Annotated in this window: 23 protein-coding genes; 16 read left to right on the top strand and 7 right to left on the bottom strand. The window is 35.4% G+C overall.

Annotated elements, in window-relative coordinates:
* Positions 1–362: 362 nt before the first annotated feature.
* A complete protein-coding gene (locus CU633_RS07060; RefSeq protein WP_101659014.1) occupies positions 363–1,778 on the bottom strand; it encodes an O-antigen ligase family protein in 1,416 nt (471 codons plus the stop codon).
* 202 nt (positions 1,779–1,980) lie between these two features.
* Here CU633_RS07060 and CU633_RS07055 point away from each other — a divergent pair, with 202 nt between their 5' ends.
* Entirely contained in the window at positions 1,981–3,084 is a 1,104-nt protein-coding gene (locus CU633_RS07055; protein WP_101659013.1) for a glycosyltransferase, read from the top strand.
* 89 nt (positions 3,085–3,173) lie between these two features.
* On the top strand, positions 3,174–4,064 hold the full coding sequence (gene galU / locus CU633_RS07050) for a UTP--glucose-1-phosphate uridylyltransferase GalU (RefSeq protein WP_101659012.1): 891 nt from the start codon (positions 3,174–3,176) through the stop codon (positions 4,062–4,064).
* Between the two features lie 395 nt (positions 4,065–4,459).
* Here the strand turns inward: galU and CU633_RS07045 are convergent, their stop codons facing one another.
* Positions 4,460–4,789 (bottom strand): EamA family transporter, encoded by a 330-nt coding sequence (locus tag CU633_RS07045; RefSeq protein ID WP_257958553.1) that lies wholly within the window; start codon positions 4,787–4,789, stop codon positions 4,460–4,462.
* Complete coding sequence (locus tag CU633_RS07040) at positions 4,779–5,135, bottom strand: EamA family transporter (protein WP_101659011.1); 357 nt, start codon at positions 5,133–5,135, stop codon at positions 4,779–4,781. The genes CU633_RS07045 and CU633_RS07040 overlap by 11 nt, the downstream gene beginning before the upstream one ends.
* Positions 5,136–5,643: 508 nt before the next feature.
* Here CU633_RS07040 and CU633_RS07035 point away from each other — a divergent pair.
* The 7 genes from CU633_RS07035 (at position 5,644) to CU633_RS07005 (ending at position 15,389) form a co-directional block, all read left to right on the top strand.
* A complete protein-coding gene (locus tag CU633_RS07035) occupies positions 5,644–8,052 on the top strand; it encodes an N-acetylglucosaminidase (RefSeq protein WP_101659010.1) in 2,409 nt (802 codons plus the stop codon).
* Positions 8,053–8,303: 251 nt separating this feature from the next.
* Complete coding sequence (locus tag CU633_RS07030; RefSeq protein ID WP_101659009.1) at positions 8,304–9,623, top strand: glycosyltransferase family 39 protein; 1,320 nt, start codon at positions 8,304–8,306, stop codon at positions 9,621–9,623.
* Between the two features lie 73 nt (positions 9,624–9,696).
* A complete protein-coding gene (locus tag CU633_RS07025; RefSeq protein WP_101659008.1) occupies positions 9,697–10,596 on the top strand; it encodes a decaprenyl-phosphate phosphoribosyltransferase in 900 nt (299 codons plus the stop codon).
* A 210-nt stretch (positions 10,597–10,806) separates the two neighbouring features.
* A complete protein-coding gene (locus CU633_RS07020) occupies positions 10,807–11,208 on the top strand; it encodes a divergent PAP2 family protein (protein WP_374703351.1) in 402 nt (133 codons plus the stop codon).
* Positions 11,209–11,449: 241 nt separating this feature from the next.
* Positions 11,450–12,178, top strand: coding sequence for a WecB/TagA/CpsF family glycosyltransferase (locus CU633_RS07015; protein ID WP_101659006.1), 729 nt, complete (start codon positions 11,450–11,452; stop codon positions 12,176–12,178).
* Positions 12,179–13,038: 860 nt separating this feature from the next.
* Positions 13,039–14,103 (top strand): glycosyltransferase family 4 protein, encoded by a 1,065-nt coding sequence (locus tag CU633_RS07010; RefSeq protein ID WP_101659005.1) that lies wholly within the window; start codon positions 13,039–13,041, stop codon positions 14,101–14,103.
* Positions 14,104–14,315: 212 nt separating this feature from the next.
* Positions 14,316–15,389 (top strand): glycosyltransferase family 4 protein, encoded by a 1,074-nt coding sequence (locus tag CU633_RS07005; RefSeq protein WP_101659022.1) that lies wholly within the window; start codon positions 14,316–14,318, stop codon positions 15,387–15,389.
* A gap of 76 nt (positions 15,390–15,465) precedes the next feature.
* On the opposite strand, the gene CU633_RS07000 is transcribed toward CU633_RS07005, so the two are convergent.
* Both CU633_RS07000 and CU633_RS06995 read right to left on the bottom strand, forming a co-directional pair.
* Positions 15,466–16,509, bottom strand: a complete 1,044-nt coding sequence (locus tag CU633_RS07000; protein WP_257958552.1) for an LCP family protein — start codon at positions 16,507–16,509, stop codon at positions 15,466–15,468.
* Between the two features lie 138 nt (positions 16,510–16,647).
* Positions 16,648–17,280, bottom strand: coding sequence for a YigZ family protein (locus CU633_RS06995; RefSeq protein WP_101659004.1), 633 nt, complete (start codon positions 17,278–17,280; stop codon positions 16,648–16,650).
* 385 nt (positions 17,281–17,665) lie between these two features.
* Between CU633_RS06995 and CU633_RS06990 the strand changes: the two genes are divergently transcribed.
* Together CU633_RS06990 and CU633_RS06985 are read left to right on the top strand one after the other, a co-directional pair.
* Positions 17,666–18,811 (top strand): sensor histidine kinase, encoded by a 1,146-nt coding sequence (locus CU633_RS06990; RefSeq protein ID WP_101659003.1) that lies wholly within the window; start codon positions 17,666–17,668, stop codon positions 18,809–18,811.
* A gap of 41 nt (positions 18,812–18,852) precedes the next feature.
* Entirely contained in the window at positions 18,853–19,539 is a 687-nt protein-coding gene (locus CU633_RS06985; RefSeq protein ID WP_101659002.1) for a response regulator, read from the top strand.
* Positions 19,540–19,625: 86 nt separating this feature from the next.
* On the opposite strand, the gene CU633_RS06980 is transcribed toward CU633_RS06985, so the two are convergent.
* Both CU633_RS06980 and CU633_RS06975 read right to left on the bottom strand, forming a co-directional pair.
* Entirely contained in the window at positions 19,626–20,501 is an 876-nt protein-coding gene (locus tag CU633_RS06980; RefSeq protein WP_101659001.1) for a hypothetical protein, read from the bottom strand.
* Entirely contained in the window at positions 20,455–21,012 is a 558-nt protein-coding gene (locus CU633_RS06975; protein WP_101659000.1) for a sigma-70 family RNA polymerase sigma factor, read from the bottom strand. Before CU633_RS06975 ends, CU633_RS06980 begins: the two co-directional genes overlap by 47 nt.
* Before the next feature lie 413 nt (positions 21,013–21,425).
* On the opposite strand from CU633_RS06975, the gene CU633_RS23540 reads away from it, so the two are divergent.
* The 5 genes from CU633_RS23540 (at position 21,426) to CU633_RS06950 (ending at position 25,751) form a co-directional block, all read left to right on the top strand.
* Complete coding sequence (locus CU633_RS23540; RefSeq protein WP_308314721.1) at positions 21,426–21,512, top strand: hypothetical protein; 87 nt, start codon at positions 21,426–21,428, stop codon at positions 21,510–21,512.
* A 369-nt stretch (positions 21,513–21,881) separates the two neighbouring features.
* On the top strand, positions 21,882–22,721 hold the full coding sequence (locus tag CU633_RS06965) for a DegV family protein (protein ID WP_101658999.1): 840 nt from the start codon (positions 21,882–21,884) through the stop codon (positions 22,719–22,721).
* A gap of 176 nt (positions 22,722–22,897) precedes the next feature.
* On the top strand, positions 22,898–23,482 hold the full coding sequence (locus tag CU633_RS06960; RefSeq protein ID WP_101658998.1) for a hypothetical protein: 585 nt from the start codon (positions 22,898–22,900) through the stop codon (positions 23,480–23,482).
* A gap of 56 nt (positions 23,483–23,538) precedes the next feature.
* Positions 23,539–25,032 carry a DEAD/DEAH box helicase gene (locus tag CU633_RS06955; RefSeq protein WP_101658997.1) on the top strand — a complete coding sequence of 498 codons (1,494 nt, stop codon included), beginning with the start codon at positions 23,539–23,541 and terminating at the stop codon, positions 25,030–25,032.
* Positions 25,029–25,751 carry a ComF family protein gene (locus tag CU633_RS06950; RefSeq protein WP_101658996.1) on the top strand — a complete coding sequence of 241 codons (723 nt, stop codon included), beginning with the start codon at positions 25,029–25,031 and terminating at the stop codon, positions 25,749–25,751. The genes CU633_RS06955 and CU633_RS06950 overlap by 4 nt, the downstream gene beginning before the upstream one ends.
* Positions 25,752–25,768 lie beyond the last annotated feature (17 nt).

Genomic DNA, 25,768 nt, shown 5'->3' with positions numbered 1-25,768 from the left:
AATTTTCTGCCATGCCTGGCTCAAATCTTCGCATAAGTGGTTCATTTTATCTGCAATATTCAACAGCCACTATTCAAAAAATATCTTATGTAACTATAATGATTTATTTCAGATTAATGTCCTTTTATAGCAAGGCCTACCGTTACAGTTTCAAAAGAAATTACAAAGTATTAATAATGTAGTTTGATGCTTAGGGAAAAGTTGTAAGATTAAACTGCAAAGCACTGAGAATTTTAAATAAAAAAGCATAACAGCAGCATATCTTATAGATACAACTACTTGTTATGCTATATTTGAGTCTGGTTTAAAAGGAATACTCTTCCAAAAAAACTTCTTATTATCTTATTTGCATAATATCTCCCTTAGTCAATTTCAAGATCTACTATTAAAAAAGCAAATAAAATAGAAAAGAAAATAGATACTGCAGGTGCCGTGAGAACATGACCCGCAGTAAAAGCAATTCCTAACGCCAAAGCTAATCCTGAAGCAATTAAAACATATTTTAAAGTGAAGAAGTGTAAAAGCCTTTTTAAAACTCGTATAATAATTCGTATTCCGAAATAAATCAACGGTAAAATTATTATAATAAATCCTAATATACCAAAAGAGAAGAAGATATCATGGAAGTCCATTTCAATCGTTTTAGGATCCTCTTCATAATTACCAGCATACCCCATTCCTAGGATTTTCTGAGATGTAGGAGCGTCGTCAAAGAATCCCTTAAAACGATCTACATAAACTTCACGACTGCTTAATAATAAATTCTCCATCTGGTTAGGATCAATATTTTCAACTTGTCCAACAATATTTTTTTGTTTAGGTTTAGAGCTTTTATCGTTTTGTTCATTTTGATCTTTAGATTGCTCGGTTTCATCATTAGTAGTATCAACACTAGTGTCAATACCTAATAAACTAAGATGCATACTTGTATTGGCTGCCAATGGGGTATACGGTGTAATTAAAATTACAATAATTAATACCAAGCCCGAAATAGAAGTATTGAGCAAATACTGTTGCCTATTACCACTTTTTCGATGTTTAAAAAATTCTACTAGAGACATAAACAGTCCTAGGAAAAGCACAATTAATATTGCACCATATCCAACCTTAGTACCAACCATTATTAATGAATAAACGCTAAGTAATGTTGGGATCCAGTAGAATAACTGACTAAACTTTGTAGTGTTATTAATGGAATATAGTAATACAACAGGTAGACATATTGCTAAAGTAGCCCCGAGCGGATTTGCTGCAAAAAACCAACCAAGCGAACCTGCTTTTCCATTGATGTAACTATCATTGCTCGTCCCGGTTATGATTGCTAAAATCATACTGACATTTATTATTAAAGTTGAGTAAGTAATATATTTTATTACTTTTTTCTGAAATCCCCCAGACTTTTTAAAAGCCTTAAATGCCAAAATATAACTAAAAATCATCACAAGAGGATACACAACTTTAGCAGCAAATTTTACTTCTTCGGAGAGCGAAACAGGATCTTTTATTAGAAGATTATTTATTAGGCTTATACCCACAGCACTTCCTAAAAATAACAAGTAAATTAAATATCTTTTACCTTCACCTGTAAAACTCTTTATTAGAATATAGACCAGACTAAATAACATAACTAGAAAGCGAACTATTATGCCAGCAGTTGTATCAATATTAAGTACGAGTATACTAAACGATGTGAGTAAGTCTAAAATCGGTTGGATAATGATAAAATATAGTAAAAAGGATTCAAATTTATTTTCTGTTAGTTGTAGCTTCTGTAGCATTATAATCCTCCGTTTATTTGTTTTGAGTCATTGTATTTATACATTGTAAGTTTTAATCTCCTTTTGAAAGAATACAACATTTTAATTTTAACGTAAATATACAATAGATAAAATGGAAAAGATTATATTCGTTTGCTAAAATAGTTTTGGCTTTATATAACATATTCTTAAATTAATACTATCCTTAACAGGAGGAATATAAATGAAGGTTTTACATATAAATGCTGGTACTGAAGACGGGGGAGGTAAAACCCATATAATAAGTCTGTTGGCCGAATTTCCTAAAAGTGAAGTTGCTTTAGCGGTGTTTGAAGAGGGCCCTGTTGCTGTTGAAGCAAGATCTTTAGGAATAAACGTACATGTATTAGGACAAAAAAACCGATATGACTTATCTATTTTATCACGTCTAAAGTCATTAATAAACAAACACTCTTATGATATTGTCCATACACACGGACCAAGAGCAAATTTATTTATGGCATTGATTAAAAAAAGGATTAATGCTAAATGGGTATCGACTATTCATAGTAATCCAGAGTTGGATTTTGAAACAAAAAGTCTTCGAGGAAATGTGTTCACAAAATTGAATTTTTTCTCATTTAAGAAAATAGATCTTATTTTAGCGGTAACAGAAAAATTGAAAACTGTATTAACAAATAAAGGTTTAATACCTGATAACATAGAAGTGATTTATAATGGAATTCACTTTACAGAAGTACCTTCCGATCCTGTTGACCTTACTGAAAAATATGGAGTTCCAGACAATCATTTCATTATTGTTCATGTGGCACGGCTGCATCCGATAAAAGGACATGAAGTTTTGTTTGATTCACTTCAAAAAGTTAAGTATAAAAATATTAAAGTGTTACTAGTGGGAGATGGACCACTAGCAAGGGATCTGCAGAATTTGGCAAAGACGTTGAATATTACTGACAATGTATTGTTTTTAGGGTATCAAAAAAATGTTAATAAAATTATCTCTGCATCCAATATCGGCATACTAACATCTCACAGTGAAGGCTTTCCTATTGTCCTATTAGAAGTAGCAAATCAACATAAGACTTGTATTACAACAAATGTAAGTGATGTGGAAAAATTAATACCAGATTCTACTTTCGGCTGGATTGTGCCTGTGAGGGACTCTGATGCTTTATCAAAAGCGATAGAAGAAGCTTATGAAACCTGGGAAAAAGGAGGCCTGCCAAGTATGGGAGAACGATTATTTAATAATGCAAAAGAGCGGTTCTCACTCGATAAATTATATAATGATGTTAGGAACAGTTACAGAAGAGTTTTAAGTAAATAGAAAAAATTATGCTTATAATGATATGTTTCAGTTTCTTCAAAAACGTACCCGAAGTTAAATTTAAATGAAGTTTTAAAGGAGCTCTAGATATGAGAAAAGTAAAAAAAGCAATTATACCTGCAGCAGGTTTGGGAACCCGTTTTTTACCAGCTACAAAGGCAATGCCCAAAGAAATGCTTCCAATAGTTGATAAACCTACTATTCAATATATAGTGGAGGAAGCTATTGATTCAGGTATAGAAGACATTATTATCGTTACCGGAAAAGGAAAACGGGCTATAGAGGATCACTTTGACCACGCTGTTGAACTGGAACAAAAATTGATATCAAGCGAGAAATTTGATTTACTCGAAAAAGTTCAGAAACCATCAAAGATGGTGGATATTCATTATATTCGACAAAAAGAGCCAAAAGGATTAGGACATGCGGTTTGGTGTGCGCGTAACTTTATCGGGAATGAGCCTTTTGCGGTGTTATTAGGTGATGATATCGTTCAGGCTGAGACTCCTTGTTTGAAACAATTAATAAATCAATATGAAAACACGCTATCATCTATAATTGGTGTAAAAAGAGTTCCAGAACAAGAAACACATCGGTATGGGATAATCGATCCCTTAGAGCAACATGGACGTTCATTCCAAGTCCGGAATTTTGTAGAAAAACCTAAACCTGGAACAGCCCCCTCTGAACTGGCCATTATAGGCAGGTATATTTTTACACCAGAAATATTTATGTTTTTAGAGAAGCAAGAAATTGGTGCTGGTGGTGAAATTCAATTAACAGATGCAATACAAAAACTAAATCAAATCCAGCGGGTTTTTGCTTATGAGTTTGAGGGAGAACGTTTTGATGTGGGGGAAAAGCTAGGATTTATTGAAACAACTATAGAGTTTGCTCTACAAGATAGTCAACTTAGAGAAAACTTATTGGAATTTATGGCAAAGCAAATAAATAAGTATGAATATGATTTCCGAAAATAATGTGAATATAAATTATTGAGACATTTTCATTACTGACGAATCATAATATATCATTGTATCTAGCAATTATCCTAAGGCTTCTCACGATCGTGAGAAGCCTTATAAATGGAAATGGGCTGTAATGTGTTGATTCAAGGGGAACAAAGTATACCTAAGGAGTAAAACTGAAGGAGTAATCGTAAATAGGATCGCATAGGATACAGCTGAAAAATACAAATTCTTTTTGTGCAAGAGGCAAAGAAAATATATCAGTTCTGCCTTTAACTTAAAAAAAATCAAAGGTATAAAAGTCACTAGAAAAAGAGGCTGTCCAAGTTGTAAGGAACTTGGCCAAGCCTCCTTTAAGATATGTTTAAATGATTGTTAATATTGATGGTATAACCAATATGCCAAATTCATAGAACTAAAGCAAAAGAACCTAGAATAATAAGTCCAACACCTACTACTTGTTTTTTTGTTATTTTTTCAGACAATAACCAGTAGGATATAACTAACGTCCACAAATATGTTATAGATGTCAAAGGATATACAATAATATATGGGAGATATTTCAAAAGAATAATATTTAATAAAGCCCCAATAATATAGAAAATCCCCCCAAAAACTAAGTTTGATAAGAAACCATTGTTAATTCCCAATTTTTGAGCCGATGCGCGTTTAAAGAAGTAACCTCCCAATGCACCTGATAATGTCATAATAATCAATAATAATATATTAATCTTCACCACCACCTATTAAAACAGAACCAACGAGAATAAGAAGAATTCCAAGTATCTCTTTATAGGTAATCATTTCTCCCAAAAATAAGCTGCTTAATAATAAGGCGAAAACATATCCTATGCTCAGCAATGGATGTAAAACGGAAAGACTACCAAACCGGTATGCAATAATCATTAACACTGCACCTAAGAAATAAAGGAAAAAACCGAATAAAACATAAAAGTTAATGTTGCCTTCTGAGAGTTTCCAAAACATTTGTCCAAGAGCTGTTGAGAATGAAGCACATAAAATGAAACTAATCCCGATCTTATTTTTTATAATAGATTCTTTTATGCGTGTTATCTTAATCATTTAAAAGTACATTTCCCCCTTTCTTATTGAAAAATCCTCCTTGATATCATACTCCCTTATTATGTGTGTAACAACAGTAATATGTTTGGAAATGCGTAAGAAATAAAAAATGTTTATGATTGTACCTTACTTCCCCTTATCACATACCTGACAAAGAATAATAGATCACGAATATTAATATATTTGCATCTTTATATCTTTGAAATACTAAAACTTACTTCCAAAAGTTTTTGAATCATATATAAACTTAAACGTGCTGATGGTACATTTGACAGCACTGCTAATATTAACCATTAAATGATATTATCTCTTTTTCTATAAAATAATATTGACTTTTATAATTGTATCTTTTGAACCAGAGAAAACCCATTGACACTATTGTAAATTCAAAATAATATTAATTTGACACAAAAATTTTACAATTTTCGTCAAACTTTTATGCAATTATTGGAGGTGATTCTGTAAATAATGCCATGTATTAGCATATTAAGGAGGGATAAACATAGAAATGAGAAAAGTAGGATTAAGCTTTCTATCTTTATTTCTTCTTGTTAACCTTTCACTTTTTCCCAGAACATCTTCTGCCTATACAGATTATTCAATCCATACAATTGAAACTGGGGCATTTTTTGGTGAACAAAACGTCATTAACGCTTTACAAAGGTTAAAAGCAGACACTGGTTGGTGGGCAACCTATGAATCTACAGGACAATATATTCCTTACTATCAGGTGAACTCAGGTGGATTCTATGGAGAAGAAAACATTAAGGAGAAGCTTAATCAATTTCAAAGTAGCACTGGTTTCAGCGCTTCTTTTCATCCAGTAGGCAACCCAGAGGCTTATCGCAAGGTGGTTTCGAGTAGTTATTATGGAGAAGAAAACGTCCAACGTATTGTTCAGGAATTCATTAACAATACTGGTTTTTCTGCCTCCTATGAAAACACAGGAGAAAGTATTGATAAAAAGAAGATAATGTCAGGCGCTTTTTTTGGCGAAGGAAATGTTCAGCAAGTTCTTCAACAATTCCAAGCAGCGACTGGTATCTCGGCAACTTATGAACCAACCGGGCAATATCAAGAATACTTTCAGGTTGTTTCAGGTGGCTTCTATGGAGAAAATAATGTAAAAACAGTATTACAGGAATTTATGAACAATACTGGTTTAAATGCTTCCTATGAGCCAATCCTTTATGCTGATGTTTACAACATAGTAACTGGTGGTTTCTACGGTGAAGAAAATGTAAAAGCAGTTGTGAATCAAATAAAGAATGATTTAGGATTAAATGTTATATATGAACCTACAAATACGAGTAATGTGTTCAACATAAGATTTGATCAATTATTCTCCGATTCATATCAAAAAACAATAAATTACTTAGATCAAAAAGGTTGGTGGTATTCTAAAACACCAACAGGAACAAAAGTAGCAACCCATTATCGAGTAGTTTCCGAGCCGATTATAGACAAAGTCAAGCTTAACAGTGCACTTAGCTTCTTTAGTAATCGAAACTGGTGGGCAGCAACTAGTTCAACAGGTAATAAGGTCTACAACTATTTCTACATCGTTTCCAACCCTTTAACAGATACAGCAACAATTAATAGAGGGCTTGATTTTTTTAGTACCAAAGGGTATTGGGCCGCAGTTCAAACGACTAATGAAAAGATCTATCCATATTTTAAAATTGTTTCAGAACATTTACTCGGAAACGAAAAGGTTGATAAGGCGATAAACTTTTTTAAAGACAAAGGATATTGGGTAACTTCAGAAGTGATGGATCAAACGGGATATACTACATTTCAAATCACTTCTCAGCCGTTATTAGGGACAGAACAAAGTGAGAAAGCATTAAATTTCTTTAAAAGTAATAACTGGTGGGCTCAAACATATCCTACCGGTGCTAAAGAAGGGCACTATAAAATCGTAACCGGAGGCTTTCAAGGATATGATAATGCTGTAGCCAATGCAAAAATGGTTACAGATCGTTATGGTTGGTGGACGACTACAAAAAAACAACAAAATGGTCCGCAGATTACCTATACAAATTATAATCTCACCATGAATGAGATGTTTAATGCTCAAATGCAGCTATCAACACCTCCGCAAACTGATAAGTATAGAAATGATCCAGCCTATGTTCACTCTGATTATGTAGATAGAGTAAACAATAAAATTACAGCTACTCGTGTTAACGTTAGGAATGGTCCCGGAACAAATTATGAAGTAGTTGCTCAACTCAATTCAGGGTTTAGTGGTTTTAGAATATTAGGTACTGAAGGATCTTGGACTAAGATTGCTCTTACTTGGAAAAATGCTAAACTTGAGGACGTTGTTTATTATCTCAATCCAAATAATTTTCCTTCAAATAGCAAGCAGTACTTCCAATTCTTAAAGCTGTCCCAATTAGCTAACATTAATGTTGATGAAGTTAATGAGAAAGTTTTAAATGCTAATGCTGGATCTTTAAGAGGAACTGCGGCTTCATTTGCTAAAGCTGCTCAACAATATGGTGTAAATGAATTATATCTAATTGCACATGCTTTACATGAAACGGGGAATGGTTCTTCTTCATTAGCAAGAGGTGTAAACTATAATGGAAGAACTGTCTATAACATGTATGGTTATGGTGCTTATGATAGTTGTGCAGTTGATTGTGGTGCAAAAAGAGCCTATGACGAAGGTTGGTTTACGCCTGAGCTTGCTATTGTGGGTGGAGCTAGATTGATAGGAAACGGTTATATCTATAACAGTACCTTCCAGCAAGATACTCTGTATAAAATGAGATGGAATCCTGTACAACCTTGGCATCAATACGCTACAGATATTGGCTGGGCAGCAAAACAGGTTGACAATATCTATAACTACTATCAACTATTAGATAACTATACTCTTTATATTGACATTCCAGTTTATAAGTAACAAATACTCTCTTTAAAGGACTGATACTCAAAAAGTAATTTGAGTGTTAGTCCTTTTGTTGTTACAAAACTATCTTCATGTAATGGAATTTAAATATTAAAGCTTTGTTATCAGTGGAGCTTAGCTAGATTGTTGGTTATTGAAAGAATAAAAAATAGAATATGATTCCAAAATTTAAAATAGAATAGCTTAATTACAAGTTAAGTGGTATATTTTAATTTGGTAAATCGAAAGTATTGCCGGAGGTTATAATGAATAGAATAATTACTAAAAATTTAAATCTGAATCACTTCTTTATTATAAGTCTACTATTAGCGTTAATAGTAAGACTTATGTGGATTTATTATATACCAAATGAAACTATTTCTGACTTTGCGGTATACCATAGAATTGCTACAAGTTTAGCCGATGGAAAAGTTCCGGCTGACTTTGGTTACCAGGGTATGGGGTACCCAGCGCTTCTAAGTGTGTTTTTTAAATTGTTTGGTACTAATGATATTATGATAGCAAAAGTTCTAAATGTAGTTTTATCTATCATAACATTAGTTTTCATTTTTCTTATTTTAAAGAAACTCATTAAAAATCCTTATGTGATTTCTATTGTTTTTTTGCTAATTTCATTTTTACCAAATCATATCGCATATACCAATGTAGTAGGAACTGAAGTGTTAACTAATTTTTTCTTTTCCCTAATCATTTTATTGCAAGTATCTTCACTTAAAAACAAATATAGGTACCCTCTATTAGGATTTATAATAGGTTTGGCAACTTTAACCAAACCCTATTTCTTAGTATATCCGTTAGTATTAGGTGTAATGGAATGGTTAAATAAGAAAGATATTAAAAAGGCCATTCTAATAGGGCTAGTGTCATTTTTATTTCTTCAGTTGACCATTTCACCATGGACTTTTTTTAATTATCAAAGATCTGGGCAATTTGTTCCTGTTTCTTCTAATGGTGGTACGGTTTTATTTTTAAATAATAATGCAGATAATAAGACTGGCACATACATGGATCCTGATCATGTAACAACATCACAAGCATTTAAAGAAAAAATTAGTAAATTGGAGCCAAAAACAATTGCTGCTGATGAAGCCTATAAAGAAGAAGCTTTGAAGTGGATTATTAACAATCCATTAGATTTTGTAAAATTAGGGCTTTTAAGAGTGAAAAATACTTTTTTCACAAATCCTTGGGACATTCCCCAATATACTATGACTGGTATTGATTTTCATAATCTAAGTGAAACAAACAATAAGATATATACTATTTCTTATCAGCTATTAGATGGATTTTTGTTAGTCACAAATATATTAGGTTTTATATATGTTTTCATGAATGTTTTTATTATTTTATTTACGATGTTTAAAAAGAATAAAAAACTCAGCTACCTCCAAATAATACCAACATTAAATATAGGAATGTTTACACTGATACATTTTGTATTTGAGGGACAACCTCGTTATGCATTTCCTGTACTGTTCTTATTAGTTTTAAGTGCAGTTTTAATGATAATATTTATTTATAATACAATCTCCAATAGAAAACAGGGTAGCTATTTTTTACAGTAGGCGAGAAAAAATAATAAATACAGTATTATTCTACATGTGGCCTGAAAACATTAAATTAATTGAGGAGAAGAAGATGAATTCTTATATTGCTAGTAAAGAGAAAAGCAATAATATAGTGTTTCTCTTGCTAAAACAAGTACGTATAAAACAATGGACAAAAAATCTTTTGGTTTTTGCAGCTATCCTTTTTTCTATAGAAATTGCTACAGTCGAAATGGTTATCAGATCATTAGTTGGCTTTTTACTATTTTGCTTTATTTCTGGTTGTGTATATATCTTAAATGATTATGCAGATCGACATGCAGACCGGGAACATCCAGAAAAACGGCACAGACCAATGGCATCGGGTGCTTTGAATCCCCAAGTAGCGTTATTTTTTGGGGCCTTCCTTTTTTTAATTTCATTATTTACAGCATTTTATTTAAACATCTTATTTGGGATTATTCTTATTTTTTATTTCATAATTAATGTAGCATATTCGTTTAAACTGAAACACGTTGTAATTGTTGATATTATGGTCATTGCTGCCGGATTTGTTTTAAGAGCTATTGGTGGTGGTGTTGTAATAGGAGTTCCATTCACTCCATGGTTTTTACTGTGTACCCTGCTTTTGGCTTTGTTCTTAGCTATAAGTAAGAGACGACATGAGTTATATTTGTTGCAAAATAATATGGGCGCCCATAGGAAGGTATTAGAATTTTACTCTCCTGATCTCTTAAACCAATTTAATAGTATTGTTACAACAGCCACTATAATAACATACTCATTGTTCACTTTTACTTCTGGGCGAACTATCCACTTAATGTGGACAATACCATTTGTGATTTATGGCATATTTAGATATCTTTACCTTATTCATATGGAGGATAAGGGAGGAAAACCCGAAAAAGTATTAGTTGAGGATAGACATATCCTCATTACGGTTATCCTTTATGCAATAACAGTAGTAACCGTGTTAATTATCTTTGATTGATTTATTAGAATAAAAAAGACCGTTCTTTCTATCGATACTTCTATACCTGTATAGTCAACTCTATATGGGTTTTATTAATATAAAAATTGTAGAGTATAAGATAATTTGCAGGTTTTATATAGTAAATAGAAGATTTGATTTAAGCATGATTTAAAATGTGGATGGACATCATGTCAACGACTTAGTAAGGAGGAAAATATATTGGGCTTCATGTATTTTTTAATACCATTCATTGCTTGGTTTGTAGCTGGATCGACCAAATTCATGGTCAACTATTTAAGATTCAGAAAAAATGCTTTTCAACTGATTGGAAATGGTGGATTTCCTAGTACTCATACTACAATTGTAACTAGTATTACAATGTTAATTGGTTTTACTGAAGGATTTTATACGCCGATTTTTGGATTAGCAATTACGTTTTTATATATTACAATTATTGATGCTACAGGAATAAGAAGGTCCGTAGGTAAGCAAGCTACAGTAATAAATAAACATGTCATTTTAGAAAAAGAAAAACATTTAAGGGAAAGTCAAGGGCATAACTACATTGAAGTACTTGGTGGAATAGTATTGGGGACTTTAATTGCATATTTAATTAGCAGATTAATTTAAGTGTATCTAGAATTGTGTATTCACATTGATTCTTTTTTCAGCTATTTCTAAATTTATTTCTTTCAAGGTGAAAAAACATTGTAATTAAAAAAATTATATTTATCTTTAAAAAGTAATAAAATTTTGGTTATGTACAGGTATGTAAGATTTTTACACCTGCAGAAGAAGATTTATGTCTTTCGTGTAATTAACCAAATGAATTAAGTTTATTTGACCTTGCAAGGATAAAAGGAGTTTTCAAATGGAATATGTAAAAATTTTAGGTACTAACTTTATAAATACTACACTAAAAGACTTTACTAAGGTTATTACGCAACGCATTATTGAAAATAAAAAAACCTTTATTGTTACGGCTAATCCAGAAATTGTCATGCATGCAGAAGCGAATAGCGACTATCAAATGGTATTAGATCAAGCCGATTTCATCACAGCAGATGGAATTGGTATTGTTAAAGCTGCTGCCCTTCTAAATCGGCCTCTTCCTGAAAGGGTTGCTGGATTTGACTTAATGATAGAACTTTTAAAGGTAGCTAATAATAAAAATTTACGTGTATATTTACTTGGGGCGGAAGAAACAGTTCTTTTAAAAGCTGTTGATCATATCCATACTAACTATCCTAATGTAATTATTGTTGGTCACCATCATGGATTTTTCGACTGGGACGATCCTTCTCTTGCAGAAAACATGAAACAGTTAAATGCTGATTTAATATTTGTTGCTTTAGGTTTTCCAAAGCAAGAAAATTGGATATATCAAAATATCAATAAATTTGATAAAGGCATTTTTATGGGCGTTGGCGGAAGTTTTGATGTGCTTTCAGGGAACGTAAAGCGTGCTCCGCTTGTTTGGCGTAAGTTAAATATTGAGTGGCTGTATCGTTTACTTAAACAACCTTCTCGATGGAAAAGAATGTTGGTATTACCAAAATTTATAATTAAAGTTCTTGAAAAGAAAATTTCAAATGAATGATGTTAAGTGTTTTTACAGGCTGGAGAACAATAATTGAAAAAATTGGCACTGATTTTTGTAATTGTATTTGATACTTTGATTATTTAGTAAACCTTTACGATGGGAATGGTTTATAGTAATTGAATAAATAAAAAAACATCTGAAAAAACCCACCTTTGTTGGTGGTTTTTAGTTTGTGTATCCCCCAGTTAATCAGTATATGACTACATGGTTAAAGCAGACAGACCTAGACGAAATTTCCAAGTGGTCAGAAAAAAGGGTATCATGAGACATCGAAAGATTAAATACCAGGGAAATTAGTCATTCTCTAACGAGCCATATCGTGTGCAAATGGTATAGTATTTTCTGTTTTATTGGTGAATTACTCAGGGTTGAGACTTTTTGACGAGATGTTTACCTTAATTCATCTGTGGAAAAGAAAAAGCAATATACTTAATTTTTGCACTAATTGTATAAAAATCTAATTGTTCTTTAGTTTTTACTGTCTATATAATCAACTTAAGGTATTATAAAGATGTCTGAAGAAATATGAAACTTTCTGGTTGAAAAATCGTCAAATTAATTGATGTGCTATTTTTAAAGGATAATTAATAAAAAGTCAACAGGAAATTAAAATTATGGTTATTCGGTGCTGTATTTTCAAAATTGTATTACTTGAACATTTTCTGATCTACTTATGAATAGTTGTAGAAACTATAATAATTAAAAAATATTGGTATCTTAAAATATGGTTTCTTTCTTAAAAAGTGTATGCTATAATCCATTAGGTAGGTAATTCCGCTATTTATGAAAATACAATTTTTGGTTCATTTAGAATTAGTTTGGAAATCTATATAGATAAGAATAACTCGGAGGGCTTTATGTTTTATCTAACACTGATCATTTGTTTCTTGGCGACAATTCTCATTACACCGTTGGTTAAAAAGCTGGCTTTTAAGATCGGAGCTACAGATAAACCCAACAAAAGAAAAGTTCATCAGAATATAATGCCCAGATTAGGCGGTCTAGCAATATATTTGAGTTTTCTTATTGGAATTCTGATTATTCAACCCGAAGAAAGTTATCACTTGCCTATTCTAATTGGAAGTATAATTATAATTTTAACTGGAATGATAGATGATGTTAGAGAGATTTCGCCAAAATTAAAGTTAGCAGGACAAATTGCAGCTGCTTTTATAGTAGTCGTGATGGGTGGAATGAATGTTGAATTCATTAATCTTCCATTTGGTGGAGGTAAGGTTCATCTAGGTGTATTCAGCATCCCTCTTACTATGCTATGGATCATTGGCATTACCAATGCAATAAATTTAATCGACGGACTTGATGGCTTAGCGGCCGGTGTGTCTACGATAGCGTTACTAACTATAGCTGGAATGGCGTTTGTTATGGTTAATCCATATGTTTTGATTGTAGCATTAATTGTAGCTGTTGCTACAATCGGCTTTTTGTTTTTCAACTTCTATCCAGCCAAAATTTTTATGGGTGATACAGGTGCATTATTTTTAGGATATATCATCGCAGTACTATCACTGTTAGGATTTAAAAATGTAACTTTTATCTCGTTAATTATTCCAATAATAATTCTGGGAGTACCTATTTCCGACACCTTCTTTGCCATTGTGCGAAGACTCGTAAATAGACAACCTTTATCAGCACCTGATAAATCACATCTTCACCATTGTCTGTTGAGAACTGGCTTTTCACATAGGCAGACAGTATTGCTAATTTACTCTATGAGTGCTATTTTAGGTTTGACTGCTTTTATTTTCTCTCAAGCTACAGTTTGGGGCTCCTTAATCGTTATAATTGCATTAGTTGTTATTATCGAAATTGTGGTTGAGAAGATTGGTTTAATTAGGGAAGACTACAAACCTTTATTAAACTTTATAAAGGAATTAAAACCTGTTAATGTAAAAGATAGATGATGCGAGTCTAAGAAACTAATACAGTTTCTTAGACTTTTTTCATTAACAAATATAAGTAAGTGCAGGAATGTAAATCCTCGTTAGTGCATTGTTAATATTGATTCATCAAAAACCATTAAATGAATAAGAGATTTTTTTAAAATTGCTTTTACTTTAATTTCCTTGTTTTTACACAGTCCCTAATGGATAAAATGAAAGCAAGGAGGACTGTCATAATGTATTTCACGGTGGTGTTATGTTTTACAATTTCGATTATTATTACGCCATTTATAAAAAAATTTGCATACAAAGTTGGAGCTACAGATTGTCCAAATGGACGAAAAATCCACGATACTTTGATGCCGCGACTTGGGGGCTTAGCAATATATATAAGCTTCGTAATAGGTTTAATAATTTCCCAACCAGTTAATCCTTATTCAAGTTTTATTTTTGGGGGGAGCATCATTGTGGTAATGACGGGTATTCTGGATGATATTTTTACTCTCTCTGCAAAGTTAAAATTAATTGGGCAGCTTATAGCTGCAGCTCTTGTTGTAATAGTCGGAGGTCTCCAAGTTGAGATTATAAATTTGCCCTTTGGTGGAGGGCAAATTGAATTAAGTTTTTTAAGTATTCCTTTAACAATTTTATGGATAGTCGGAATGACAAATGCGATTAACTTGATTGATGGATTAGACGGATTAGCAGCAGGCGTTTGTTGCATTGCATTATTAACAATATCGGGTATGGCGTTTATAATGGGAGACCTATTTGTACTTACGACTGGCATGATACTTCTTGCAAGTACACTTGGCTTTTTGTTTCATAATTTCCACCCTGCAAAAATCTTTATGGGAGATACCGGAGCATTATTTTTAGGCTACATGATTTCCGTATTAGCCCTTCTAGGTTTTAAGAATGTAACTTTTATTTCCTTTGTTGTCCCTGTTATTATATTAGGAGTACCAATTTCGGACACTGTTTTTGCTATTATTAGGCGTGTGGTAAATAAAAAACCTTTGTCGTCTCCTGATAAATCCCATTTACACCATTGTTTATTACGATTGGGGTTCTCCCACCGGCAAACAGTATTCCTTATTTATGCTATGGCGGCTTTCTTTGGAATCGTGGCTGTTATTTTTTCACAAGCTAACTTATGGGGGGCATTTTTATTATTAGTTATATTGTTGTTCCTTGTAGAGTTGGGAGCAGAGAAAATTGGCCTTATGGGGAAGAACTACCGTCCATTATTAAAGATTGGACATATTATTCGCTATTTTTATAAAAAGAAACGATATACGCCTTAACTAAAACGGTGATGCTTAGTAGATATATTTCAAACAAAAAACTTGCCGACTATAATCGACAAGTTAAAAAATGTAATTAGTTTACGCTTGTATGTTCTTCATTTTGCTCCGATTGCACCATAGATCGGTCGGAATCTGCTGAAGAAATTTCTAAATGTGCTTTAAATAAATTTGATATTTCAGCCACGCTCTGATCGTCTAAGTCAAAGTAATAGGTTCTGTTAATGTATTTGTCTTGCCCTTCCAACATCAGGGACTCGATATCAAGACCAGAAGTTGCATAGTCGTATAAAGCCAAAATCTCACCGAATTCCATATTGGTGGTAATATTATTCCCAAGGGCTTGCATCATGTTGTCATACTTTGTAATAGAACCGGCAGATAGGGCTTTATCAAAAATCGCCCGTAATACTAGCTGTTGGCGTTTTCCACGTTCAATATCATTGTCAATTTTCCGGGTCCTAGCTAATGCAAGTGCTTCTTCCCCGTTTAATTGCTGTAGTCCTTCGGTTAAATGGATAGCGTCAGGATTGTCTTTACTGTCTTGTTCTGTAAATGTAACAGGTACATCTACTTCGATTCCGTTCAATGCTTCAACAACATCGATAAATGCCTCAAAGTTCATTTTTATAAAATAATCAACAGGCACATCGAAAAGTTCTTCTACAGTTTCAATTGTACCTTCTGCTTCTCCGTATACATATGCATGGTTGATTTTGTCTTTACTATCTTCAGACGGAATATATACATATGAATCCCGCGGAATGCTAACCATCTTTACAGATTTTTGGTTTTTGTTGAAAGTAGCTAAAATCAATGCGTCTGTCCGCGTGACTTCACCAAGGTCTCGGGATTTACTGTCGTCTACTCCCATAAATAATATAGAGATATTATCATGTTTTGGGTTAACAGCCGCAGTGCGTTTTTCTGATTGCTCGCCGCGTTTAAGTTCCTGCTTCGAATTGTCAGCAACATCGGCTGCTTTAGTAAAAAGATAAGCTCCATAGCCAACCATACTAAGGACTAATAACATAATGGGTAAAAAGATATATATAAAAATTCTTCGGCGGCGTTTTCGTTTCTTTATGGCACCAATACTTATTCTGGAATTGTTATACAAGTTACTTCTCCTCTACAATTTTTTCTCTTAATATATAGTCTTAAAAATTCATTTTAATAATCAAAACCCATTTCTCTATTATAAAACGACAAATTTCTTACAGCAATGGTTTCTTTTAAAAACTAATGTTGCCTGAGTTTAAATAGCCTCTTCCAAATACTTGATCTCACCCTCGGTGATTTCAGCCTGCCCATTCACCAGCTCAATCATCCACTCGGAAAAAGCCTGTTTTTGTTCTTCTTCTACATATACTTCAACTTCTACCTTATCTGTATAATGAATCTCCTTAATGCTATAAACAGACGACCGCAATTCATTCTCAATCTTCCCGAGCAAGGTATAATCAATTGTTGTATGCATGACGCGCATCAGCTTCCTTTCGACTATACCAGTCGCTTCAATTCCTTCGGAGGTCGCCTTACCATAAGCGCGGATCAGTCCTCCTGCTCCGAGTTTTATTCCACCGAAATAGCGGGTTATGACGACAACGGTGTCCTTCAGTTGCTTCTTTTTTAACACTTCGAGAATCGGGACGCCGGCGGTACCACTCGGTTCGCCGTCATCATTTGCTTTTTGGATTTGGTCGTTTTCGCCGATCAGGTAGGCTGAACAGTTGTGGGTTGCATTCCAATGCTGTTTTTTAATTTTTTGGATGAATTCCTGGGCTTCCTCTTCTGATTCTGCTCTGGATACATGTGCAATAAATCTTGATTTTTGGATAATGATTTCGTGTTCTCCGTGGCCTTTAACGGTATAGTATCGGTGCAGCATTTTCGGCAGCCCCTTTTTATAAATTTCATTTTTACCATGATAACAATTTCTGCGTTATTCTATCATATTCGACAGAGTTTTATTATAAGAATATAAAACGATTGTAATGAAACTTTAATATACGTTTATTGGGAAAATGTTATAATTAAATATCCTGAAATAATTTGGCGAATGTTAGTAAAATTGGAATGAATCTTCTCTGTATGTTTATGGTCTTTTAAAATAGGATATAAGACATAGGATCATAAATCAAATCTGTGCCTTTTGACCGAATTTTCTGCGTATTGCTGTTATTTTACCTGCTTAAAGATAGTATATCTATTTGTTTAACGATAAAATAATGACATGCCCCGGAAGGGTTTTAATCGCTCCTGGAGGAATATTTATGGCGATAAAAAAAATGGATACGAAAACTCTCGATTACATCCTGGAGAAAATGATAGAAACAGTGGGCAGCAGCAAGAATGAGATTTTTCGGATCGGAGAGCAGTGCCGTCAGGACTATGAATCTCTTGCCGATGAATTAAAAGATGTGAAACAGCAGGTCGGACTAATTATTGCAGAAGGAGATAAGCTTGACGTTCAAGCCCGGTTTGCCAGGAAGCGCCTTTCAGAAGTCAGTATGCATTTTAAGGACTATACAGAGAGAGAGGTCAGGGAGGCATACGAAAAAGCACATAAGCTGCAAATGGAGCTGACGATGAACCGCCAGCGTGAAAAACAGTTGCGGGACAGGCGGGATGATATTGAACGAAGGCTGCTGGGCCTTACTGCGACGATTGAAAGGGCAGAGCATTTAGTTTCACAAATAACGGTTGTCATGAATTATTTATTGTCTGACTTAAAACAAATGGGTGAAATGCTGGAAGACGCGAAATTAAAGCAGGATTTTGGTTTGAAGATCATCGAAGCGCAGGAAGAGGAACGTAAACGTTTATCAAGAGAGATTCATGATGGACCTGCTCAAATGCTTGCCAATGTCATGATGCGTTCGGATTTAATTGAACGTGTTTATAAAGAGAGAAGTGAAGAGGAAGCAATTAAGGAGATTAGAAGTTTAAAACAGATGGTCCGCTCGGCATTATACGAGGTTAGGAGAATCATTTATGATTTGCGGCCAATGGCTCTTGATGACCTGGGGCTGGTGCCGACCCTCAAAAAATACTTGCAGACGATCGAAGAATACCATAAAAATACAAAAATTACTTTTGCGAATATTGGAGAGAATAAGAGACTGCCGGCAAAATATGAAGTCGCTTTGTTTCGTTTGGTACAGGAATCTGTGCAAAATGCTCTTAAACATGCCGATGCAACAGAAATTGTGGTAAAAATGGAGATTAGAAGGTCGAATATTTCAGTTGTGATTAAAGACGATGGGAAAGGCTTTGATAAAACTGTAAAAAAACCGGAGTCATTTGGTATATTAGGAATGAAGGAAAGAGTCGAACTTTTGGATGGTTCTATCTCTATCCATTCAAAACCGGGTTCCGGTACGATTGTCATTGTGCAAGTACCATTAACACTATCATAATAAAGAGAATTTATTTTCCGGAAGTATAGGGAGGCGAGAAGATGACTACCAAGATTGTCATTATTGATGACCACCAGTTATTTAGAGAAGGGGTTAAACGTATATTGGACTTTGAAGATTCATTCGAAGTTCTTGCAGAGGGAGATGACGGCAGCGAAGCGATTGAGCTCGTTGAGCAGTATCAACCCGATGTTGTCATTATGGATATTAACATGCCGCATATTAACGGTGTTGAGGCAACCCGGCAGTTAATTGATAAATACCCTGATACAAGGGTGATTATCTTGTCGATTCACGATGACGAAAATTATGTGACGCATGCTTTGAAATCTGGTGCAAGCGGCTATCTGTTAAAAGAAATGGATGCAGACGCATTAGTAGAGGCGGTAAAAGTAGTTGCGGATGGGGGCTCTTACCTTCACCCACGCGTAACGCACAACCTCGTAAAAGAGTATCGCAGGCTGGTGGCAGAACAATCGGGCAACGGGGAACAATACATACAACATGCGGATATTAGGCGCCCGCTACATTTGCTGACACGCCGTGAATGTGAAGTCCTTCAGCTTCTGGCCGACGGAAAAAGCAACCGCGGAATTGGTGAAGCATTATTTATCAGTGAAAAAACAGTTAAAAACCATGTAAGCAATATTCTTCAAAAAATGAATGTCAATGACCGTACTCAAGCAGTCGTTGTGGCGATTAAGAACGGCTGGGTCGAAGTGAAATAAACGAAAGGAGGCTGGCTCTCATAAAATTGGAGTTAGCCTCCTTTTTAGTGTTAAGGAAGAAATATAATTTCTTCCTTATTGCTCAGTTAGTTTACATCAGACACTTGATTAATTGCCTTGATAATCCATTTTTTGTTTATGAATTCGAAAGTTACTGTTAAGGTTACAGAACCATGAAGATCGCTGTATTGATGTTGGATCACTTGGTATTGAGTATCATTAAGTCTTTTGGTTTCATAGGGGGTGCCACTCTCGAAATAAAAGCCCATGTGAGAAGCATTCAGATATAAACCGTCCTCTTTTTCGGTTATTGTATTATGAAAAAGTTTCTCCAAGGCGTCAAATGAAACATAATCTAAAAACTGTTGATAGATATCCTGTTTTGTTGAATAGCTTTTAAACTTAGCAAGATGGTCATTGCCCTGGTGATGTGCATCTGCGTAGATAATATGCATTTCGTTTTGTAGTTTTATTATCATAGATGAAAAATCTGGAAGGGTGTTCTCCGGCATTGGTTCTTTGACCGTTTTTTCCGGAATCTTATTCTCAATCTGTTGTTCATTTTTTTGTAGCACGGGTTCTTTTCTTTCTTTCTCTACGATATCAGGTTCAACTTCTATCGGTTTGTCTTGAGGAGGGTTATCATTTTCGTGTTTGTCGGGTGGATATTGATCTTTGTCTTTATCAACCGTACCAATAATTTCATCTCGGGGATCTTTAGCATTTCGTTCTCCCGAATTATTTGCTAGAACAAAATGATATAGTCCGGTAATAAAAACAGTAATTACAGCAGCGCTTAAGAGTAAGGGAATTCCCCTGTTAGTAATTTGTATTTTTTTAGAAATCCTATTATTCGCAGTGATTTGCTCTGAAACTTTAGATTTCATATGTTCAGTAAACTCGAAGTTAGCTAATTCACCCTTTAGTAGTTGATTTATCGCTTCTCTTATTTGGTTGTCCATGATGGGTACTCCTTTCTAAAATATGCTTTTTTAGGTTTGCTTTTGCTCTCGACATTCTAGATTTAGCTGTATTGAGATTAATACCACATACTTCACTGACTTCTTTAAGAGTTAAATCATGAAAATAATATAAAAATATGATTTCTCTATATTTAACAGGTAATCTCATTATGTCGTTAACAAGTTCATCGTGATCGCTTTTCTGTAGATATTGAAATTCTGGTCCTGCTTGCTGACTGGTAAATAAAGTCGAGACATAATTACTAACATGCACCTTTCTGTAATGCCAGCTTTTAAGATAGTCCTTACAATGATTCACAGCAATTCGATAAAGCCAGGTTTGAATATTGGAATTACCTTCAAACGTGTCAATTTTGTCAAAGCACTTGATGAATATTTCCTGACTCAGATCTTCAGCTGTTTGTCGATTTTTTACAAAAGAATAAGCCAGGTGGAGAATAGTTGTTCCGTACCGGTCCATTAAGTCTTTTATAGTATCATGATGCTGCAAGACGACCTTCACCTCTTAAGAATTTATTTTTTATTATTAGACGATTTCCAACTTTAGAAAGTTGATTTTTTGGAAAGATATTTAAAAAAGTTTATGGGGGGAATTTTTTATGAAACAAAAGGTAGGAAGAGTTTAATAAAAAAAGCCCTTATTTAGAGGGCAATTAAAAAAGCGAATTTATTTTTATGATTGCAGCCCATTCAATTAAAAGAATGACCATAGCGAGTCCAAATTCAAAAGCCTTTTCGTTAATCATATGTACTTCCAATAGTTTTAAAAAAGCCAGGATCTCTCCCGGCCAGCCATTACATTATACCATATGGGGGCGATCGTGGTGAGACTAAAAGACGTAGAAATTAACCTTAATACTATGAAATTAGAACTTGATATAATGGAATTAAAAGGTTGCCATTGTGGTTTGTGAAGGGAAAGCGAGACTTATTCAGTTGCCGGATCATGGAGTAAATAAGATCGTTACTCACATGGGGAAGGAAGGTTAAGCCGGGGTAAGTTTGATGAGGAGGAAGATTTTTAGTAAATGAGTATCTATGTTTATTTGTTATGGTTCACTATTAGTTTTTTGACGCTTATATTGCATCATCAAAAAATAAATGGCCGTTTGGCTGGTTTTTACTCTCAATACTTCCGGGTCCAATCGCTTCAATTTATTTGATATGTGCCAAAACTAAGATATTAGATGGTGATGTTTATAATTTATATGCGAAGATTAAGAAGTCATCATTTAAATATTATTTTATTTAGTAGCTTCAGTTTAATTTGCTACGCTAAACATAATGCATTTTGAAAGATTTTCATATAAAATGGAAACCAGAACGTAGTAGAAAAAATATAAGGATGGTAAATTTTATATGAAAACAGCAGTTGTTACGGATAGTACAGCGTACATCCCGAAGGATCTGCGAGAGAAATTGAACATTCATATGATTCCCCTGAGCGTTATATTTGGAGATGAAACCTACAAGGAAGAGGTTGAGATTAGCGCAGCAGAGTTTTATGAAGAAGTGAAGCATAAAGAACTGCCTACCACTTCCCAGCCATCGATTGGCGAATTTGCGGCATTATATGAAGAACTGGCAAAAGAGTATGATGCGGTGATCAGCATCCACCTTTCGAGCGGGATTAGCGGCACATTCCAGGGTGCAGTTTCAGCCGGCAGTATGGTGGACGGCATTAAAGCGTACCCGTTTGATTCGGAAATCAGCTGTATGATGCAGGGCTTCTACGCCATTGAAGCAGCTGAAATGGCTAAGCAAGGCATAGCAGCTCCCGAAATTATCGCTCGTTTACAGGAAATGAAACAGTCGGCCCGCGCATACTTTATGGTCGATGATCTATCCCATTTGCAGCGCGGCGGCCGTCTTTCAAGTGCCCAGGCATTAATTGGAAGCTTGCTGCAGGTAAAACCGCTCCTTCACTTTGTTGATAAGAAGATTGTCCCATTTGAAAAAATCCGCACGCGCAAAAAAGCGATGAAACGGATTGTCGAGCTGCTTGAGGAGGATGTTAAGAGCGGGGCGCCATTCCGCGCCGTTATTATCCATGCCAATCGCGAAGAAGAGGCGAAGGAATGGAAAGCAGAGCTTGAAGCCGCTTATCCAAATGTTGAGTTTATGATCAGCTACTTTGGTCCGGTTATCGGAACCCATCTCGGTGAAGGCGCTATGGGTCTTGCCTGGGTCAAAAAATAAAATTGCAAGATTGAGCGCTATTTTGTCTTGGACAGAGTAGCGTTTTTTTTTGAAAAGAGGGAAATGTTACGTTCAGATGGAGACCTGGCTAATTTTCGGTTGATTTTTGCCACAATTTTATTAAGTTGCTGGGTTTTCGATATGCTATAATTATGAAAAAAAGGAGGTGGAATCTAATGGAAGAGCTAATCAAACAGCTGATAGAACAAATGAACAGCCGCTTTGATGGAGTAGACAAAGAAATAGGCTCTATTAAAAGCGAAGTCGGAGAGATCAAAGCAGAGCAAGTAAAAATGCGAGAAGAGATTGCAGAGATCAGATCCGGGCAAAATGAAATGCGGGAAGAAATTGCGCAAATCAGAACAGAGCAAAATGAAATGCGTGAAGAGATTGCAGAGATCAGAACTCAGCAAAATGAAATGCGCGAAGAAATTGCAGAGATCAGAACTCAGCAAAATGAAATGCGCGAAGAAATTGCAGAAATCAGAACAGAGCAAAATGAAATGCGCGAAGAAATTGTAGAGATTAGGGCCCAACAGAGTGAAATGCAAGAAGAAATTAGTTCTGTAAAGTTTGAGGTTGGTATAGTTAAAAGTGGACAGGGCGAAATGCGAAAAGAAATTGCCTTTTATTACGGAAGCTTGATGAGAGAAATTGAGAATTCCCGAACCGAAGCACGAAGCCAGTTTAAACATTTAGCGGCTGTAGCTGAGCGGGATCGTGAGGTCATTGAACTGCTTAGCAAGAAAATCGATTTATGAAATTTACAGTGAAAAATCCACCTTTATAATCTGCAATAATTAAAGGAGCTGGTCGATTGCGATTTGCTTTATTGGATTCAAGACTGATCCCGGAACCACTTCTCAATTCTTCAATGACAACATCCCCGATCTCCCGCCATGAAGATGTACCCCGCCAACCAATAAACACATCTTTCAGTATTAATGCAGACATGCAGGCAATGCTTGCAGGCAAACAGCTCCTGCTGGACGAACTCCCTTACCCGCTGGATCTAATCCAGGCTCACTATGAAGCAGGTTATCTTATCTACCGAAAAGGAATTACGGTTACGAAAAACAGCGCCAAGTGTATGAGGTGCGGAAACAGCGAATCCAGATTATTTGCGACGTTCCCGTGCGCTCGATGCGGAGAACAATGCTTGTATTGCCGGAAGTGCATGATGATAGGAAGGATTACGGCCTGTACTCCTTTAATTAGCTGGACAGGGCCTCGTCCACATCATAAGGGTTGTCATTCCCCCTTATCATGGAACGGGACATTGTCAGAAGGACAATCGGCAGCATCCGCCAAAGTTGTTGACGCGATAAAAAGAGATGAAGAACTGCTCATTTGGGCGGTATGCGGAGCCGGCAAAACCGAGGTCTTGTTTGCGGGGATCAACGAAGCTCTAACACAGGGCAAAAGAGTCTGTATCGCAACACCGAGAACCGATGTTGTCCTTGAACTGACTCCCCGTTTAAAAAACGTTTTTCCACGTATCGAAATTGCCGCCCTATACGGAGGGAGCGAGGACCGACACCTCCAATCCCAGCTGGCGATTTCAACTACTCACCAGCTCCTGCGCTTTTACGAGGCGTTTGACACGGTGATTGTGGATGAGGTCGATGCTTTTCCATATTCTGTGGACGAGACTTTGCAGTATGCTGTCAAGCAGTCCAGAAAATCAACTTCTTCAATGATTTACCTTACAGCGACCCCGAATGAAAAATGGCAAGCCGAGTGTATCGCAGGAAAAAGAGCCTTTGTGACTATTCCGGCCCGTTACCACCGTTACCCTCTCCCTGTACCTGAATTTTCCTGGTGTGGCAACTGGAAAAAGCTTATGAAAAAAGGCAGGCTCCCGGAAAACGTTCTGTTATGGCTCAAAAACCGCCTCAACTCAAATAAGCAAGCCCTGCTGTTTTCCCCCCGGATTGATTCCATGGAAAAAATTCTTCCCATTCTCCGCAAGCTTCACGAAAATATACAGGCTGTTCACGCTGAAGATCCGCAACGGAAAGAAAAGGTTCAGGCAATGAGAGATGGGAAAGTATCCATATTGCTAACGACCACGATTCTTGAAAGAGGCGTCACATTTCCTAATATTGATGTAGCTGTGCTTGGAGCTGAAGAACGGATTTTTACTGAAAGTGCGCTCGTGCAAATTTCCGGCCGGGTTGGCCGCAGTGAAGATTTCCCTGATGGCAACATTACTTTTTTCCATTACGGAAAAACAGAAGAAATGGTCAAAGCCAGAAAGCAAATTATCAAGATGAACAAAGAAGCCGCCCGGAAAGGGATGTTAAGATGAAAGGTTTTTTCGACAACGATTTTTGTTTATTTTGCTTTGAAGAAGTTCAGCCAGGAATCAGCTGGATCGATTTGTTTTCCAAAAATGCTGAAACGACTTTATGTGACTCATGCAAATCTAAATTGACCGAAATCAAAGGAGAGTGCTGCAGAATCTGCAGCAGGCCCTTTGAAGGGTTGAGCCCAGACTATCGAAGAGATGACCTATGCTTTGATTGTGTTCGATGGGAAGAGGATTCGGAGTGGAGGCACCAGCTTGACCGAAACTTGTCGATATTCGTTTATAACGATTTTATAAAAGATATGATCGCCCGCTTTAAGTTCAGGGGAGACTACATACTCTCAAAAGCTTTCGCCGGCTATATCCAATCAACACTGCAGTTATTTCCTGACCATCTTCTTATCCCGATCCCTTTAAGTGAAGAAAGGCTCTATGAACGGGGCTTTAATCAGGCAGAGGCGCTTATTAACGAAGCTGGATTTCAGCCTGTAAACTGTCTCAGCCGAATCCACACAGAAAAACAATCGAAAAAATCCCGTTCTGAAAGAATTCATCTCCCCCAGGTATTTCAAGTATTTAAATCTGAACAAATCTCCAATAGACACATTCTGCTCATTGATGATATTTATACAACCGGTTCAACCCTTCGCCATGCTGCGAAACAGCTTATAGCGGCCGGAGCAACATCCGTTTCATCCTTAACACTTGCACGCGGTTAAAATTGTTCCGTTAATTT

The organism is Bacillus sp. V3-13, assembly GCF_002860165.1.
Taxonomy (GTDB): domain Bacteria; phylum Bacillota; class Bacilli; order Bacillales; family Cytobacillaceae; genus Bacillus_BJ.
This window is presented reverse-complemented; position numbering and strand designations above follow the sequence as displayed.

Bases quoted from the DNA above. Each gene is read 5' to 3' on its own strand.
- CU633_RS06980 (WP_101659001.1), bottom strand. From the start codon at position 20,501: ATGGACAACCAAATAAGAGAAGCGATAAATCAACTACTAAAGGGTGAA.
- CU633_RS06990 (WP_101659003.1), top strand. From the start codon at position 17,666: ATGGCGATAAAAAAAATGGATACGAAAACTCTCGATTACATCCTGGAG.
- CU633_RS06965 (WP_101658999.1), top strand. From the start codon at position 21,882: ATGAAAACAGCAGTTGTTACGGATAGTACAGCGTACATCCCGAAGGAT.
- CU633_RS06995 (WP_101659004.1), bottom strand. From the start codon at position 17,280: ATGCTGCACCGATACTATACCGTTAAAGGCCACGGAGAACACGAAATC.
- CU633_RS07055 (WP_101659013.1), top strand. From the start codon at position 1,981: ATGAAGGTTTTACATATAAATGCTGGTACTGAAGACGGGGGAGGTAAA.
- CU633_RS07015 (WP_101659006.1), top strand. From the start codon at position 11,450: ATGGAATATGTAAAAATTTTAGGTACTAACTTTATAAATACTACACTA.
- CU633_RS06950 (WP_101658996.1), top strand. From the start codon at position 25,029: ATGAAAGGTTTTTTCGACAACGATTTTTGTTTATTTTGCTTTGAAGAA.
- CU633_RS07010 (WP_101659005.1), top strand. From the start codon at position 13,039: ATGTTTTATCTAACACTGATCATTTGTTTCTTGGCGACAATTCTCATT.
- galU (WP_101659012.1), top strand. From the start codon at position 3,174: ATGAGAAAAGTAAAAAAAGCAATTATACCTGCAGCAGGTTTGGGAACC.
- CU633_RS06960 (WP_101658998.1), top strand. From the start codon at position 22,898: ATGGAAGAGCTAATCAAACAGCTGATAGAACAAATGAACAGCCGCTTT.
- CU633_RS07040 (WP_101659011.1), bottom strand. From the start codon at position 5,135: ATGATTAAGATAACACGCATAAAAGAATCTATTATAAAAAATAAGATC.
- CU633_RS06985 (WP_101659002.1), top strand. From the start codon at position 18,853: ATGACTACCAAGATTGTCATTATTGATGACCACCAGTTATTTAGAGAA.
- CU633_RS07020 (WP_374703351.1), top strand. From the start codon at position 10,807: ATGTATTTTTTAATACCATTCATTGCTTGGTTTGTAGCTGGATCGACC.
- CU633_RS07060 (WP_101659014.1), bottom strand. From the start codon at position 1,778: ATGCTACAGAAGCTACAACTAACAGAAAATAAATTTGAATCCTTTTTA.
- CU633_RS07035 (WP_101659010.1), top strand. From the start codon at position 5,644: ATGAGAAAAGTAGGATTAAGCTTTCTATCTTTATTTCTTCTTGTTAAC.
- CU633_RS07025 (WP_101659008.1), top strand. From the start codon at position 9,697: ATGAATTCTTATATTGCTAGTAAAGAGAAAAGCAATAATATAGTGTTT.
- CU633_RS07030 (WP_101659009.1), top strand. From the start codon at position 8,304: ATGAATAGAATAATTACTAAAAATTTAAATCTGAATCACTTCTTTATT.